Source organism: Nocardia sp. CA-107356, assembly GCF_050946365.1.
Classification (GTDB): domain Bacteria; phylum Actinomycetota; class Actinomycetes; order Mycobacteriales; family Mycobacteriaceae; genus Nocardia.
Map to the genome: position 1 here is coordinate 4,830,004 of NZ_CP191992.1, position 16,161 is coordinate 4,846,164.

At 62.9% G+C, this 16,161-nt stretch carries 11 protein-coding genes and 1 pseudogene; 10 read left to right on the plus strand and 2 right to left on the minus strand.

Features of this window, described 5'->3' with window-relative positions:
- The first annotated feature begins 1,648 nt into the window (after positions 1 to 1,648).
- From ACQP1G_RS21790 to ACQP1G_RS21830, 9 genes and pseudogenes are all read left to right on the plus strand, one after another.
- The gene (locus tag ACQP1G_RS21790) at positions 1,649 to 2,953 is read left to right on the plus strand and encodes a flavin monoamine oxidase family protein (RefSeq protein WP_433207336.1); all 1,305 of its coding nucleotides are present in this window, start codon (positions 1,649 to 1,651) and stop codon (positions 2,951 to 2,953) included.
- Between the two features lie 167 nt (positions 2,954 to 3,120).
- Positions 3,121 to 4,512: an FAD-dependent oxidoreductase gene (locus ACQP1G_RS21795; protein WP_433207339.1), complete on the plus strand. Its 1,392-nt coding sequence runs from the start codon at positions 3,121 to 3,123 to the stop codon at positions 4,510 to 4,512.
- Between the two features lie 258 nt (positions 4,513 to 4,770).
- Positions 4,771 to 6,096 (plus strand): FAD-dependent oxidoreductase, encoded by a 1,326-nt coding sequence (locus ACQP1G_RS21800; RefSeq protein ID WP_433207342.1) that lies wholly within the window; start codon positions 4,771 to 4,773, stop codon positions 6,094 to 6,096.
- Between the two features lie 145 nt (positions 6,097 to 6,241).
- Positions 6,242 to 6,634 carry a cupin domain-containing protein gene (locus tag ACQP1G_RS21805; protein WP_433207345.1) on the plus strand — a complete coding sequence of 131 codons (393 nt, stop codon included), beginning with the start codon at positions 6,242 to 6,244 and terminating at the stop codon, positions 6,632 to 6,634.
- Positions 6,635 to 6,801: 167 nt separating this feature from the next.
- Positions 6,802 to 7,551: a hypothetical protein gene (locus ACQP1G_RS21810; RefSeq protein WP_433207348.1), complete on the plus strand. Its 750-nt coding sequence runs from the start codon at positions 6,802 to 6,804 to the stop codon at positions 7,549 to 7,551.
- A 55-nt stretch (positions 7,552 to 7,606) separates the two neighbouring features.
- Positions 7,607 to 7,768: pseudogene (locus tag ACQP1G_RS21815) on the plus strand (acyl-CoA dehydrogenase); the annotation flags it as partial.
- Between the two features lie 1,065 nt (positions 7,769 to 8,833).
- Positions 8,834 to 10,135, plus strand: a complete 1,302-nt coding sequence (locus tag ACQP1G_RS21820) for a bifunctional 3,4-dihydroxy-2-butanone-4-phosphate synthase/GTP cyclohydrolase II (RefSeq protein ID WP_433207351.1) — start codon at positions 8,834 to 8,836, stop codon at positions 10,133 to 10,135.
- On the plus strand, positions 10,132 to 10,752 hold the full coding sequence (locus ACQP1G_RS21825) for a response regulator transcription factor (RefSeq protein WP_433207354.1): 621 nt from the start codon (positions 10,132 to 10,134) through the stop codon (positions 10,750 to 10,752). Before ACQP1G_RS21820 ends, ACQP1G_RS21825 begins: the two co-directional genes overlap by 4 nt.
- Positions 10,753 to 11,444: 692 nt before the next feature.
- Positions 11,445 to 11,624, plus strand: a complete 180-nt coding sequence (locus ACQP1G_RS21830) for a hypothetical protein (protein WP_433207357.1) — start codon at positions 11,445 to 11,447, stop codon at positions 11,622 to 11,624.
- Between the two features lie 35 nt (positions 11,625 to 11,659).
- Here the strand turns inward: ACQP1G_RS21830 and ACQP1G_RS21835 are convergent, their stop codons facing one another.
- The gene (locus ACQP1G_RS21835; protein ID WP_433207360.1) at positions 11,660 to 14,899 is read right to left on the minus strand and encodes a protein kinase domain-containing protein; all 3,240 of its coding nucleotides are present in this window, start codon (positions 14,897 to 14,899) and stop codon (positions 11,660 to 11,662) included.
- Between the two features lie 760 nt (positions 14,900 to 15,659).
- Positions 15,660 to 15,929, minus strand: coding sequence for a DUF4352 domain-containing protein (locus ACQP1G_RS21840; protein ID WP_433207363.1), 270 nt, complete (start codon positions 15,927 to 15,929; stop codon positions 15,660 to 15,662).
- An 11-nt stretch (positions 15,930 to 15,940) separates the two neighbouring features.
- On the opposite strand from ACQP1G_RS21840, the gene ACQP1G_RS21845 reads away from it, so the two are divergent.
- The gene (locus tag ACQP1G_RS21845; RefSeq protein WP_433207366.1) at positions 15,941 to 16,153 is read left to right on the plus strand and encodes an aldehyde dehydrogenase family protein; all 213 of its coding nucleotides are present in this window, start codon (positions 15,941 to 15,943) and stop codon (positions 16,151 to 16,153) included.
- Positions 16,154 to 16,161 lie beyond the last annotated feature (8 nt).

Here is a 16,161-nt window from a genome sequence, read left to right on the forward strand (position 1 = left end):
CGCTGCGACGCTTCCGCTCTATCGCTCGCTTCCGGCGCCGAACCGGTCGCTATGTTGGACGTGCTTTCTGATGAGTAGGTGGAGTTCGGCACGCTGGCATTCGATGCATTCGAGGTTCATTAGTCGAAGCATATGAGCGATATGTAGAGTCGCTTGCGGCGATAGTCCCGTGGTAACGACGGGCGGTGTCGGCTTCCCCGAACATGGTTGCCTCGGCTACATATCTGAATCGTAAAGCCTGTCCAACGCTCGAGTGTCGATGTTCGAAGCGCGCCATAGCGATCTCGAGGCGAGTCGCGCCGCCGTCGCACCGGCCAAGCCAGCGCCGATTACGATCGCATCTACGATCGCATCAAAATAAGTATTCAATGTTGACCCTGTTTTCCGTTGCGTACTCACCTCGGTCATTGGTCGACGAGCAGATCGAGCTGAAGCCAAGGATCGTGCCGGCCGTTTTAATTCGAGGCGTTCTCTTCAGTGATGTGAAATATGAGCTTGATCACAGCATTCACCTCGGTCAAGAGAAACGTCTAGCGGGGTAGCCGTTTGGGTCATCTGCGCCTACTCCGAGTCAGCGTGGCGCAGGCTCACTAAGACCGTGTCTCACGTCGCTGATTTTGCCAGCTTCTTGTAGCAGCGATACGGACGCCGAGCGGCGGCGCGGGCCGCGTCGCGATCGTATGGCGGGCACGGCCGCGTACCTCGCCGGGTTCGCTGCTGGTGGCGTGTGTTTCGGCGGCGGTGTCGTGGCAGTAGGCGGTCAACAGCCGGTCGTGGCCTCGTGTGGCCCACGGCAGCGACGCCACCGCGTGGGTCGACCCCGACCGCGGCATGGCGAAGTCGCCGGCCTCGAATGCGATCCACCCAGACCTCGGGTGATCTCACCGCGCGGACGATGGAATCGAGCACCATCCCCTCACGCGGCCGTGCTGTCTCGCACAGTTGCCGGTAGCCCGGAATATGCTCCAGATCGCCGAAAGCCTTGGTAAAGGCGACAATTCGAAGCCCAGGAAGACCCACGCCCGTCATGATCGCACCCAAAGCCGTGGCGACCTTCTGTATGGTGACACGAGACCTTGTGCACCGCAACGCAGTTGGACTTCCGCAGCTGAGCGTCGCAGCAACGCGCCGCCCTTTTCGGTAGTCCCCGAGCCGGAGGCCGCCGGGCGGGGACCGGGGCGTAACCGGAGCTGCCCTGCGTATGCCATGCGGGTCATGTTGGAACCGCCACCCACCTGTTCCATCACCTGTGGATCACTGACCCAAAGCCACTGGGCAGGACTGACCCGCTACGGCGCCCTGCGCGAAATTCAACGCGCACTTGCCCATTGGATCGGCACCGGCCCAATGTGCCATCAGACCTTCCCGACCCAACAAAGTACTACCAGGCGCAGTTGACTCGGAATTGACGAGGGTCATCGTGGCTGAGCCGGGTCACTGATCAGTTCAGTGGAGGCCGCAATGACCCAAACGGCTAACCCGCGCGCTGCTTCACTTGACCGGGTATCTCGGTGAGGAATCTCATATGTGAGACAGATCAAAAGCGCACCGCGGGCTTGACATCGGCCGGCCGTGACCGTTGGCCTCAGGGCGATCTGCTTCCGAGCCATCGGCTGTCTTTCTGTTGTCCGTCACAAAGGGAGTGATCTTGAACACAGACTTTGACGCGATCGTTATCGGAGCCGGCTTTGCGGGGGCCACAGCGGCCCGCGATTTGGCTCAGGACGGCTATCACGTACTGGTGCTCGAGGCCCGTGATCGGCTCGGCGGCCGCGTATTTCATGGAACGTTCGCCGATACCGGACTGGCGGTAGATTTTGGGGGTACGTGGGTTTCGCCGACCCTGAATCATTTCGTGAACCGTGAGATCGAACGCTACGGCGTGGGATATGACCAGTCACCGCCGACGCAAACCTACGGTTCTCTGTTCGGCGGCCACCGTTTTGAGACACCTGTCCCGATCCATCCGGAGGAGCTCCAGAGCTTTGAACGCACGGCCCTCCATGTGCTGACCGCGGGCTCGCGCTTCGATCCGACGCTGCCAATCGAGACTCAGGCCTACCGCGACCTTGACATCCCTTGGAGTGACTTCCTTGCGCAGGCGGACCCACAGCCCGCGACGCGCGACCTCTTCGATGCCTGGGTGCTGATCGAGGGCGGTTTTCCTACCTCCGAAATCAGCGCTCTCGCCGGGATCTGGTCGATCGTGCAGTACGGCAACAGCCTTGTCAATTCAGCCCTGGCCGCCGAGAAGAAGATCGGTGGTGGACCGCTCGCGCTGCTGGAGCCGATGGTCGGGCATACGGGTATCGAGGTCCGCTTGGCGACACCTGTCGTCCGAGTGAAGCAGGAGGCGGCCGTCGTAACTGTGACGACGGCCGACAACCAGTCGATAACGGCTCGTGGCGTTGTGGTCGCCGTGCCGGTCAACTGCTGGGACGATATCGAGTTCGCGCCCGCGCTGAATGAGGACAAACGACGCGGCTGCGCGTTGCGACCCGGTTCGACGGGCGTCAAGGCCTTCGCCCTGGTCGAGAACGCGCCTCCAAATTTCTCCGGCATGTCGGCCGGCCCGATCTATCGTGTTTCCACCGAGGCTGAATACGAAGGGGCGAGTCTGGTCGCGTTTTTCTCCAGATCAGACCTGCTGGATGTCAACGACCGCAACGCCGTTCAGCGAGCACTCGAGGTGATGATGCCGGGATGCAAGGTCATCAAATGCGAAGGACACGACTGGACTACTGACCCGTACTCCGACGGGTCCTATGCGACGCTTCCGGTCGGGATCGTCCAACACCTTGCAGGAATGCGAGCCCCTGAGCGGCGCCTCGCGTTCGCCACCGCAGACATTGCTCGAGGTAAGACCTTTTGGATCGACGGCGCGATCGAGAGCGGCAGTGCCGCCGCCGCGACCCTGCAACGCGTCCTCGAGCGCTCGGCCCTTATCCCGTAGTGAAGGTTCGGCATTCACGGCTGAAACCGTGGACTTCCAGTTTGAGAAAAAGCTGCCGATGAGCCGTACCCGCTGACCGGCGCACACGATACGCACTCCAGAAATCTCAAACGCGCGAATCCTTCGAGAACATGCGGAGATTCAGCGACGACAAGGGGGCCACCTAAATGGCTACAAATAGACAAACAAACAAGCATCACGCAATTGTGGTCGGAGGCAGTATCGCCGGCCTCGATACCGCCCGCGTGCTCAGCGACTTCTTCGACAGGGTGACGATAGTCGAGCGTGATGCGCTGCCGACGGCGCCGGCTGGTCGCAAGGGCACGCCGCAGGGCGAGCAGGGCCACCTCTTCATGCCGCTCGGCCTGGACCTACACGAGGAGTTGTTTCCGGGCTTTGTGGCCGAGATGCAGGAGCTCGGTTGCCCCTTCTTCGACGAAGTGAACGACCTGCTGTATTGGACCGCCGCCGGCTGGCGCGCCCGTGGGGAGTCCGACGTGCGACTGTTGGGCACCACGCGCACTCTGCTCGAGCACGTCGTGCGCGACCGCGTGCGAGCTCTGCCGAATGTGGAATTCCGCGTCGGCGCGGCATCGGGGCTTGCGACGATGTCGGATCGCACGCGGGTGACTGGAGTGATCGTCAACCGCGAGGTCGTCGAAGCCGACCTCGCGGTGGATGCGAGCGGACGTGGGTCGCAGGCACCGAAGTGGATGGAGGACATCGGCTACGAGAGGCCCGATGAGATGCACTTACGTGCATACGTGGGGTATGCCAGCCGACTGGTGAAGGCGCCGGCCGCGGCATTCCCCGCCGACTCGAAAGGCGTTATTGCAGTTCCATACCCGGGGACGAACCGTGGGGCGGCCATCTTCCCCACGCAGAACGGCCTGCACATGGTCATCGCAGCCGGCATGATCAAGGACTATCCGCCGACCGACGAGCAGGGCTTCCTCGACTTTCTCTCGGATGTGTCAAGTCCCATCATTCACGCCATCGTGCAGCAATCGGAGCCCGTCGGCGAGATCAAGCCGTATCGCATGCCGGGCAGTCAGCGTCGGTTGTGGGAGCTCCTCGAACGCCGCCCACGCGGCTTCATCGTGATCGGCGACGCGGTTGCGTCGTACAACCCCATCTATGCCCAGGGGATGACGATCGCGGCCCATGGTGCGGTCACCCTGCGTGAACTGCTGGCCGGCGCCGACGGCGAGCTCGACACGCTGCCCGAACTGTTCCAGACGCGACTGAGTGAGGCGGTCGAATGGGCGTTCACAACCGCTGCCGCCACCGACGCGCACTTCGAGGGCGCGGAACGCGAAGGCATACCTGAGTTCTCCGACGACGATGACGAGTACTTCCTCCACTTGGAGGAGCTGGCGACAGTTGACCCAGAGATCTCCATCCTCTTCGAGCATTCGTTCGGGTACATGAAACCTGAGCTGCTCTTCTCGGAAAAGGTCAAGGAGAAGGTGGCCGCCTGGGTGGCGTCTGGGCGCAAGCTGCTGCACACCGACCCGATGGCGCCGCCTGCGTTGTCTTCGGTGTCCGAGTCTGCCTGACGCCACGAACTGCGGCGGTCGCACCATTGTCGATCGCAGTCCGCAATGGTGCGACCGGCCCAGCGCGCACACGGCTCGACACCCTACGGCACCAACGCACCCGTTCGTGGTGCGTGTCTGAAAACTAAAGGAACACAGCTTGTTCGACACTTCGGTGGTTCGAATGATGGGAGCAGCTGGATGGCTACAAATGCACAAACAAATACCCACCACGCAGTTGTAGTGGGTGGCAGTATCGCCGGACTCTGTACCGCGCGCGTGCTCAGTGACATCTTCGAGAAGGTGACGGTCGTGGAGCGTGACGCGCTGCCAACGACGCCGGTTGCCCGCAAGGGTGTGCCGCAGAGCGAGCAGCTTCACGCCTTGATGCCGCTCGGCGCGGATTTGCTCGAGGAGCTATTTCCGGGCTGGCGCGCTGAGATGGACGAGCACGGCTGCCCCACGGTCGATGAAGTACGAGATGCGCTGTATTGGACCGCGTACGGCTGGCGCGCCCGTGGCGAGTCCGACGTGGCGCTACTCGGCTTCACGCGCACTCTGCTCGAGCACGTCGTACGCGACCGCGTGCGCGGTCTGCCAAATGTGGAATTCCGCGTCGGCGCGGCGTCGGGACTTGCGACAACGCCGGATCGGACGCGGGTGACGGGCGTGAAGGTCGGTCACGATGTCCTAGAGGCTGACCTCGTGGTTGACGCGAGCGGTCGCGGGTCGCAAGCACCGAAGTGGATGGAGTCCATCGGGTACGAGAGGCCCGAGGAGATGCACGTTCGCGTGTACATGGGGTATGCAAGCCGACTGGTGAGATTGCCGGCCGGTGCGATTCCCGGAGGCGCGGCGGCTATTGGGGCAATGCCGTATCCGGGGGCGAACCGTGGCGGGGCAATCCTCGGCCAAGAAGGCGGGCTACACAAGGTCATCGCGGCGGGCATGATGAAGGAGTACCCACCAGGCGACGAGCAGGGGTTCATCGACTTTCTCGGGGATTCGCCGATCCCGTTCCTGCGTGAGGTCGTGTTGAAATCTGAACCCGTGGGCGAGATCAAGACATATCGCATGCCCGGCAATCAGCGCCGGCTGTGGGAGCGCCTGGAACGGCAACCGCGGGGCTTCATCGTGACCGGCGATGCTGTCGGGTCTTATAACCCGATCTACGGCCAAGGAATGACGATCGCGGCCCACGGGGCCATTGTGCTGCGCGACCTATTGGCTCGCCTCGACGGTGCACTCGACCAGCTGCCGGAACTATTTCAGGCAAAAGTGGGCGAGGCAGTCGAATGGGCATTCTCCTCCGCCTCCGCCCTCGACACGAGCTACGCCGGAGCGGAGCTCGAAAATATACCTGAGATCGACCAGGAGGACGCCGAGTATTACGTCCACCTGGAGGAGTTGGCGACGGCGGACCACACGATCTGCAGGGCTATCGACCGCTCATTCGGGTACATGGAGCCCGAACTGTTGGTATCGGCGGAGGTCAAGGCGAAGGTCGCGGCCTGGGTGGCATCGGGACGCAAGTTGCAGAACACCGACCCATTGACGCCACCCCCCGTGTCGTCCGCAGTGCCGCAGCGACCGCCCGCCACGTAGTCCTATCGTCTGTTTTCGTGCGCTGTTTCAGTTGACATGAACACGGACGAAACACATTCTGAATCGAGAGTGGCATGCGTCGATGCCTCCTTCGATGAAACCATCACCGGCACTTACCAGCCGGGACTTCTAGATGGAGATACAAGTGACAGAACCACACACAGCAGTCACTCGCCCGATACCGATCGCAAAGGGTGACATCGTATTCCGACGTCTCAACGATCTGATGGGGATATTCGAGGGCCACGATGAGAATGGTGTGTATCCGCTCGGCTCTATGGCTGCCGGGATAATGCGCTACGACGATCCCTGCTGCCTCGGCGAGTTCAACATGGTGAACGACGAGGTTTTATATGTCCTGGACGGGCAATTGGAGTTCGTCTGCGGGGGTCGGTCCGAGATAGTCGAGTCTGGCGGATTTATCTACGTTCCCAAGGGGATTCGGGTGGAGTTGACGGCCCATAAACCTTCGCGGATATTTTGGGTCGGCCACTCGAGCGCCGATGTATCCGCTATGTTGGGCACCATGAAGGGATGAGTTGCGATGACTCGCCAGCTCGTTTCCGGACTTAAGTAAGGAAGTGCTCGATGCACACTGCAAGTCAGCTCAGCGCGTCGATGTTCTCGGTGGAACTCAACAGCACTCGGGCCACGATCGACGAACTGTTTCCCGGTTGGAGTCCGGCCGATCGCTTCGGAATCGTGGTGCACGAGCCATTCGGCGGGATAGGCGCCAGCCTCCTGATCCAGGCGGCGATCACTGCCTACTTCGATTTCGAGCCCGCCCGGCGCGCGGCGATCGCTCAATACCCCGAGATCTATATCTTCTCGGTAGACGGGTCGCAGGGGGATCACACCATGTTCGATTTTTGGCCGCCGCGCAAGGATGTCGTGCTCGGATGCGACCCGATCGCCGTGCTCGAGGCGATCAACGATCGAGCCATCACGCGGCTGGCCGTCCCGGACGGAACGCCGGTCGCCGTCGACTATGCCGGACGTACTCCTGCCGGCTGGAGCGAGACCAACAGCGCGATCGATCGCGTGACGAGCGCGTTCACCTACTCGCCAAGCGGAATCGTGTCGAACCCTGACATCACACTTACTGCGACGAGCACCGACTTGGAATCCAACCCGGCGTTGGCGCTGGATCCCAACGCCACGATGAGCCTAGCCGACGGGATCACCGACGAGGAGTGGGAGCAGATGGGGCCGCACGCGAAGTCCGACGCAATGCGCTATATCGAGTTCGTCGCCCGGCGAGCCGGCGAGTACCCGGCAGCCGTTCGCACTGCCGTCGCGCGACGTCGCCAAGCGATCGTGCAAGACGGGCTCGCGACGGAGAACTATCGGCGCATCCCCGTTGCGGACGCGCTCGGGCTGCTCGTCCCTCTCACTGATCGCCTGGACTCTTCGACGCCTCGACGACCCGAAGCGCGGGGTGGCAAGGTCTCTTGAGCGCCACGCGCCAGATCTTGCCGAAATTTCACCTCGCGAGAGGGACGAATCTTTCATGAGTGCCCCCACCGGTCCGCTCGAACTGGTCGACACGGCATCACTGCTCTCGGACGAAGAGCGCGACATCGCCTCCACCGTGCGGCGATTCGTCGACGAAAGGCTGCGGCCGAACATCGGCCAGTGGTTCGAGTCCGCCACTCTCGCAAAGGAAATCGCCCACGCCAATCCGGGATCTGGCCCAAATCTCGTTTGCGCCATGAGGCGCTAGGGATCGAGGGAGGTAAAAGACCTTCTCGCTGGGCTCTCGCAGCAGCCTGGTAGGAGCGGGGCTCAGTCCGATCCGGGGAGACACCGGTGAGGACGGAAGCAGCGCTGACAACGCCGGGACGGTTCGGTACTGCCAGACGGGTCGGGCTCGGCAAGCAAGATCGGACGGTATCCGAGATCGCAGGTTCGATGATCTGTTCAATCTCGTTGCCGATCCCGCGTTTCTTTTGGTCGCGTGGGATCGGGTGCGGAGCAACAAGGGCGCGCGAACGGCGGGGGTGGACGGTGAGACGCTGCAAACCCGGCACCATTGGGGTTGGAAGGACATCCGCCGCCCGTTCGTTACTGCCACAGGGCGGTGGCAGCCGATTACTGCGGTGGATGGGACCGAGTTGTTCGACCTGAACAGCGTGACGGTGAGCTGTTATCGCTAGCAGGGCAACAAGACCCCGAATCGATGGGCGACCCTGCAACCAGCCTGACGGCAGAAACCGTGGAGAGCCCCGTTGCGTTGAGAGGCGCACGGCAGGTTCGGCAGGAGCAATCCCGCCACCGCGCCCCGGGCCTACTCAGCGATTGATCAGGCTCGGGATGTGAAGGGGCGCTTGATGGTTGATCATGTGGCCGGTGCTCGTCCGCGAGGCCGGCACTTCTGCCGACGACCGGCAAGTGGACGCAGTCCGGCCGACCCGGTCCGTCCGGTCGGCCGCGTTGTTCGAGCCGGAGCTTCTTCCGGCCGTCACCGCGACGACTTCGGCTTGCTCCATCCTTTGTGATAGCTGACAGCTATTACATCCTAGTTGCGGCGACGGCTCGTCGTGCTCGCGGCCGCCCGTGACCACATCGTCGATCGCCTGACATGTTGTCGTAGCGAGGAGTTACCTGACCCGTATTGATTGCCTTGGTCTGAATCGAGGGTTGCGCGTAAACAAACGTACGTATAGATTGGTGTGATACCGGTAACTGCGGTTGCCGCCCGGCCCGAGAACCTCGGCTGACGTATAGGTAGATCACAATGGGCGAATTCGACGCATCCGGTCCCAGGGATGCCCTTCAGGCAGTCGACGCCGCCATCGCCAGCATCAGGGCTGGCCGCATGGTGGTGGTTGTCGACGACGCGAATCGCGAGAACGAAGGCGATCTCGTGATGGCAGCCCAGGCGGTGACGCCCGCGGCGGTGAACTTCATGTCCCAGTACGGGCGTGGATTGACGTGTGTGGCGATGCCACCAGAACGCCTCGACGAGTTGGCCCTGCCGCCGATGGTCTCGGACAACACCAGCTCGTTCGAGACCGGTTTCGCGGTCTCGGTGGATATCGCCGGCGAGGGGCGTACCGGGATCAGCGCAGCGGATCGGGCCGAGACAATTCTGGCACTTTGCAACCCGAAGACTCGCCCCGCTGACCTCGTTCGCCCGGGTCACATGTTCCCGCTGCGGGCCAAGCCGCACGGCGTGCTAGAGCGGCGCGGTCACACCGAGGCCGCGAGCGATCTGGCCCGGCTGGCGGGGTTTCTGCCTTACGGAGTGCTCTGCGAAATCATGTCGCCGGATGGATCAATGGCACGATGTCGTGAGCTGGCCGATTTCAGCCGCAGGCATGATCTCGCATTGGTGACCGTCGAGGAGATCGTCCAATATCGGCGTGCCACAGAGCAACTGGTGGAGTGCGTGGCCGAGACACGGCTCCCGACCTCGGCCGGTGAATTTCGGGCATTCGGATTCCGGCCGGTCTGGCCCGAGCGCTCCGAGTACTTGGCCCTGGTGCTGGGTGACTTGACGACCGGCGATCCGGTGCACGTCCGGTTGCATTCGGAATGCGTCACCGGCGACGTGTTCGGTTCTTCGCGGTGCGACTGCGGTCGTCAGCTGACCGGGGCCATACAGGCCATTGTCGACGCTGGGCGTGGCATCGTGCTCTATGCCATCGGTCACGAAGGACGCGGAATCGGACTGTTCGAAAAGATACGGGCCTACGCGCTCCAGGACGACGGGCTCGACACTGCCGAAGCCAATCTCGAACTCGGGCACCCGATCGATAGCCGAGACTACACTCTCGCGGGCCAGATTCTGAAATGGTTGGGCGTACAAGGTATTCGGTTGCTCACGAATAATCCCGACAAGGTGGCCGCGCTGGTGCACTGCGGTCTGGACGTAGTGGAACGGGTCCCGCTGGCGCCCTCGGCAACCACCGATAATCTCGACTATCTTCGGACCAAACGTGACAGATTCGGCCACTTCCTAGATGGGCTGGATGCAGCGGAGCGACTGTTTCAGCTGTCGCCCACCGGCACGGCATCGGTGCGAGGTGCACGATGAACGGCCGCAGGATTCTCATCGTCGACGACCACGAAGTCGTGCGCATCGGCTTCCGCGCGCTGCTCGGCACACAGGATTGGGTCGAGCGCTGCTTCGCTGCGGCCTCGGTCGACGGTGCTGTTGAAGCGGCGCGGCGATGGCGACCGCACGTCGCCATTGTCAAAGACTGGCTCGACGATGTGTCCGTCAACGAGATCGCGCCGCAGATCGCGCAGGCGTGGCCGCCATGCCGCATTCTGGCGATGGAGACGGTGTGCACGTCCCGGTCCAGCCCGGTGTCGGACCGGAGCATCGTGGGCTGGATCGGCCGGGACTGGGACGCGCGGACGCTCTTGAGTGCCGTCATGCAAGGGGATAAGGGCCGTCTCGCGCCGCGGGATCCCGCGCGCGGGGGCAGTGTGCCCGCTCTATCGGCCCGTCAGCTCGAGGTACTTCGGCTGATGATGACCGGCGCCACGAATCGTGAGATCGCGCAACAGATGTCGCTGTCGCCGCACACGATAAAGGCACACACACGTGGACTGCTGCGGACGCTCGGCGCCCGCAACCGAACCGACGCGGTTCTGCGCGGAAAACGCCTCGGAATCGTCGAGCCCCGCCGTTCCCTTACGGCCTAACCCGGAGCCCAGTCGGCAAGCCAGGTGGTGGCCCCCGGGTCTATACGTGCTCCCGCGGTCCGCCTCGGCGAAAGTTGGGATTCAGCGGGCAGGCCACGGCCCCTTCGCGGCCAGAAAAAAATAGGTATGCGGGTAGGTAGTTCTCCGGTCGCTGATCGTGATCGCGGAAAGGAGGCTGTAGGCGGCGGCCACGCACTATCGCTCGAGGACACTCATGAATCCACAAAATCGACAGCGGAGTAACTCCAGCGCAATTCACGATGAGCGCCCTTCGTCATCGAAGGGGCAACTGCGTGTGCGAGCCCAGGAGGCGAGCCCGAGGACAGATATGAAGTACGGCTCGTCCTGGGTTCGGTCGTCGCTGAGTCAATTGGACTTTCTCTGCTCCGCCCGATCGGTCGACATCGATTCGAGTCCGGTGATCGAATTCGCCATCCGCTGGACACCATTCGGCGGTGCCGGCCGCGCCGACCTGTTCGTCGGGTTCGGTGTCGGCCGTCGGCGTTTCGTAGAGATGCTCCACGCCGGTCTGCGGCCTCGTCGAGCCGACAGCCAGGAAGCGCGATGGCTGAAACGGACACTCTTGGACGCGCTGACACCGGCGTGGCATATCGACGATGCGCCTCCGACAGCACCGGTCCATTGCTGACACCTGTCGGGGAGCGGAGTTTCCGGCGCTCGGTTATGTTCACGTGCGTATCTGGCTGGGCGGAACGGCCTTTGACTATCGCGCCACTGTTGCCGCGGCATATAACCTGATCCGCGATTGGCAGCGAAAGCGCTGGTGTGCAATCGAATTCATACTCCGTGCCGTGGATGAATGCCTGCCCGAAACCCGCTTACCGAACGAACGATTGTTTCTCGGCCCGTGACCGTACGGGCGAAATGTGTGTAACAGCCGAAAGATTCAGAGTTCGGATTGTGTGGCGGCCCACGCCGCGATCTGGGCGCGTGAGGTGAAGCCCAGTTTGGTCAGGATATGTTCCACGTGTCCCTCGGCGGTGCGCTGCGAAATCACCAGCCGGGCGGCGATTGCATTGTTGGTCAGACCTCGAGCGACGAGATCCGCGACCTGGCGCTCACGCTTGGTCAAATTCCCCGCCGGAGGACGGACTGGTCCTGCTTCGGATTCGTCGCCGAGCGCGAAGGCCGCCGCGGTATCGAAACTCATCGCGGTGCCTTCCTGGCGAGCGGCCTCGAATGCTCGTTCTCCGAGCTCCTTACGGCTGTTCCGGGCGCATTCCTCACGATAGACGAGCAATTTGCGAAACATGAATGCGGAGCTGCCAGCAACCTGGCCCAACGAGTCGGCGGCACCCATCAAGACAGCTGCGCGCCGAGCTTGGTGCCGTTCGCTGGCAATCCAGGCCAGCGTTTCCGAGCAAGCGGCAGTGATAAGTGGATCGGCTACCAGCCCGGCCAGCCGAATACCCTCGTTCAAAAATTGCTCGGCGCGATTGGACTCGCCTCCTCGCCACTGCGCGAATCCCGTTGCCCACATCGCCCACGACCGTTCCAACGTTTCGCCGGAGGATTCGGTAATGGCGAGCATCTTCTCGAGACAGGCAATGGCCTGCGACGTATCGCCTTGCGCTGCATGAGCCCATCCGAGCAAGAACTGGGCGTCCAGCTGCAATATCAGGTCGCCGCATGCTTCGTATATCCCTACCGCGTCGGCCATGTTTTTGCCGGCGCGGGCCGGATCGCCGTCGTCCTCGGTAAGAGCCTTGGCGCCCTCGGAATGCGCAAGCAAGGCTCTGACCCAGGGGTCCGCAGTCTGCTCGGCCAGGGTCTGGAGTTGCGCCACATAGGCCGTGGTGGCTGTTGGTTCACCCTGCATCGCGGCCATCGCAGTGGCTGCGTAGAGTGCCTTGGCTCGGTCGGCGGTCTGCACACCGGTCGTATGAGCGAGCGCGCGTTCGCACCAGTGACGTCCTTCGCTGAGCCGGCCACGCAACATCCAGAACAGATATAGGGCGGCGACAATTCGCAACCCGCTCTCGTTCGACTCGGTCAGGCTGAATTCCAGTGCCTTCCGCAGATTCGGCAACTCCCGTTCCAGTCGGGCAACCCAGTACAGCTGATGTGGGCTGATCCATTCCGCCTCCGCTTGGAGAGCCAATTGCTCGCACCAATCCAGGTGGCGCTGAAGGTATTCCGGGTACTCCCCGCTGATCTCGGCCTTCTGCCTCCCGTATTCCTGGACGGTCTCGAGCATCCGGAAACGGACCGTGCCATCGGTTTCTTCGCGGATCAGGATCGACTTGTCCACTAGCGCGGATAACGCATCGAGCAATTCCGCCTCGGTCAAGATGGTGCCGCACGCCTGTTCGGCGGCGTCGAGCTCGAAACCGCCCGAGAAGACCGACAGTTGGTTCCACAGTTGCTGCTCGACCGTGGTGCACAGGTCATAGCTCCAGCCGATGCACCACCGCAGCGTCTGCTGGCGCGTCGGGGCGCTGCGTGTTCCGCGGGTCAGCAGGGCATATCGGTCGTCCAGCCGTGCCAAGATCTGCTGCACGGACATCGCACGCAGCCGCGCCGCGGCCAGCTCGATAGCCAACGGCAGCCCGTCCAGCCGAGTGCAGATCCCGGCCACGCTGAGCATGGAGTCATCGGCTACCTCGAAGCCCGGCACGGCCGCGACGGCCCGTTCGGCGAACAATGTCACCGCGTCGTTGCGGGCCAGACGCCGCAGCGACGGCTTGCTCTCCGGATCCGGAACCCCGAGCGGCGGCACCGCAAACACCGATTCCCCGCCGATACCCAACGCCTCGCGACTAGTCGCCAGAATCCGTACATCCGGGCAGGCCCGCAGGAGTGAGTCAGTCAGCTCCGCAACCGCTTCGATCAGGTGCTCGCAGTTGTCCAACACCAAGAGCAGCTCGCGTGCCGACAGGTATCCGATAAGCACCTCGAGCATCGGCCTGGTGCCCTGATTCCGCAGACCGAGGGCGGCGGCCACGACGTCGACCAATAATGGTTCATCGTGCAGATCACTCAGCTCGACCAGCCGCACGCCGCCGATGAAATTTCGCTGCACCTTGTCGGCGACGCGCAGCGCGAGCCGTGTTTTGCCGACCCCGCCGATACCGGTCAGCGTCACCAGATGCGACCCTGCCAGCAGGTTCTTGACCTCTGCCACCTGGATGCGCCGATCGACAAAGCTGGTCACCTCCAGCGGCAGCTTCCCAACACCACTCCCCACTGCGGGCACCGACGCGATGACCGATGCATGCTCGGCTCCCGGTTCGGTCGGCAGCGCCATCTCGTCGACCGCGAAACCGTGATCGCGCTCTACCTGACGCAGTTGCTCGCCCAACACCGCGGCGGTGGGGCGGTCCTGTGGTTCGCGTGACATGGCCGCCTCGATCACCGCGCACACGTCGTCGGGAATTCCTTGCTCGCGCAAATTTGGTACCGGTTGCTGGGTGATCCGCAGAAACTGCGCGACCACCTGCTCGCCGCTGCGGCGTTCGAAGGCCGCATGCCCGGTCAGCGCACAGAACAGCGTGGCTCCCAGCCCGTATACATCCGAGGCCCGGCTCGGGGCGTCGCCACCGAGGACCTCCGGTGCGGTGAACGCCGGTGATCCGGTGATCGTGCCGGTCGTGGTTTCGAATCCACCGGTGATGTGGGCGATCCCGAAATCGGTCAACGCGGGCTCACCATAGTCGGTGAGCAGGATGTTTCCCGGCTTGATATCGCGGTGCAGCACTTGTGCCCGATGCGCGGTTTCCAGCGCCCCGGCGATCTTCACCCCCAGGTGCAGCACCTCTGCCAGCGACAACGGCCCGTCGCGGCGCAGGCGCGCATCCAGGGAGCCACGAGCGTGATATGGCATGACCAGGTAGGGGTGACCGCTTGCGGTCTCACCGACCTCGAGCATGTCGACGATATTCGGATGCCCGGTCAGCCGCCCCATCGCACGTTGCTCGCGTAAGAACCGCTCCCGATTTTGGTCGAGCTCGCCGGTCAGCACCTTCACCGCGACCGTGCGACCCACGGCGGACTGGGTACACCGGAACACCTCCCCGAAACCGCCCCGCCCGATCTCATCGGCATCCTCGAAACCGGCAGCGCTCAACTCCGTGACGACATCAATACCACCATCACGCTGTGTCTTGAACGGATCGATCTCGACCATCGGCTTCTCGTGATCTACCCAACGGGCACTAGCCAGAGTATCCCGGCCGATCACTTGCGGCCACGACGTCCGGACTCTGCAGCGGCCCGTCACGGTCTGTCGCTGGGATGATCAGTACATCGGCCGCGACAAGGCAGAGCACATTCTGTGCTCCCCACACCCGAAGGGATGATCCGTCGGGGTACTGCCTGTTCTGTGAGGCAGCCATGTGCTCCCCGCCAGCAATGCGCGAGAGGGACTCGTCCACCAGGAGATCTGTATGTAGTGGGTCGGTCTTGCTGGCAAGTGTCGCTACCCGGCCACTGTGGGCATCATGGCGATGAGCTGAAGCGATGCCTACTGTACTGGTTGGAGGCGATATCGAGCGTGCCTAGAGCTTGCCGAGACGGGACGGCACCAGGTGGACAGGGGAGTGCGGGCTGGACGTTGAGAGGCCTCTGACCTGGACGGGAGAACACCGGCCGGGCGCCCCAGGACGAAAACTGGTTCCCTGGGGGTCAGGTGCACGCACGCACGGAAGGCGGGCAAGGCGCGCTGATCCTCGACCTTGCCCCCGAGCCTGGTTCCTGCGTCGCGAGAATGCGGCGACGCCGTCGACGGGGTTGGTGTCGAGTACTCCGTGACGTACGGCGATCCCTATCATCGCTCGCAGGATTATCTTGTGCTGCTTGACTTTTCGGCGCAGCCCGCGCTGGTCCGGCGAAGGCCCGATCCGAGAGGGGGACTCGGCCGGGCCTTGGGCGGTGAGGGTACGCGGTTGCTACTTCAACGCAGCGCGCACGCCGCCGGAGAACATCGAGTCGTGGAACTCGATCTCGGCCGGTTCGGCGTCGGCAGCGACGTCGAAAACGATGACTACCTCGATTTTGTTGCCGGGGTTGATATCGGTGCCGATGACGTTGGCGTCGTTGACATTCAGTTCCGCGACTGTGTCGTTGGTGAATTGGCGTCCCTGGATGTCGAACAGTTTCTGGTTGCTTCCGAAGTAAGACTGAGGTTTGTTCGAGGTGTTGGAGACCGTGACGTGCACTCGGCGGATCGGTGTTCACCCGGGACGTCGCCCACGGGATGGAGGTCGCCAAGCGAATCGACACCGGCATGGTGTTCGTCAACCACCCCACCTGGACCAAGGCCGACCTGCCGTTCGGCGGGGTCAAGATCTCGGGCTATGGGCACGAACTCGCGGGCACGGGGATTCAGGAGTTCGTGAACAAGAAGCTCATCAACGTCGTCCCGATCGACGCACCGGCCTGATTGTCCGT

What these genes read in the sequence shown, in the direction of transcription:
- ACQP1G_RS21795 (WP_433207339.1), top strand. Translation starts at nt 3,121, where the DNA reads ATGGCTACAAATAGACAAACAAACAAGCATCACGCAATTGTGGTCGGA.
- ACQP1G_RS21820 (WP_433207351.1), top strand. Translation starts at nt 8,834, where the DNA reads ATGGGCGAATTCGACGCATCCGGTCCCAGGGATGCCCTTCAGGCAGTC.
- ACQP1G_RS21825 (WP_433207354.1), top strand. Translation starts at nt 10,132, where the DNA reads ATGAACGGCCGCAGGATTCTCATCGTCGACGACCACGAAGTCGTGCGC.
- ACQP1G_RS21835 (WP_433207360.1), bottom strand. Translation starts at nt 14,899, where the DNA reads ATGGTCGAGATCGATCCGTTCAAGACACAGCGTGATGGTGGTATTGAT.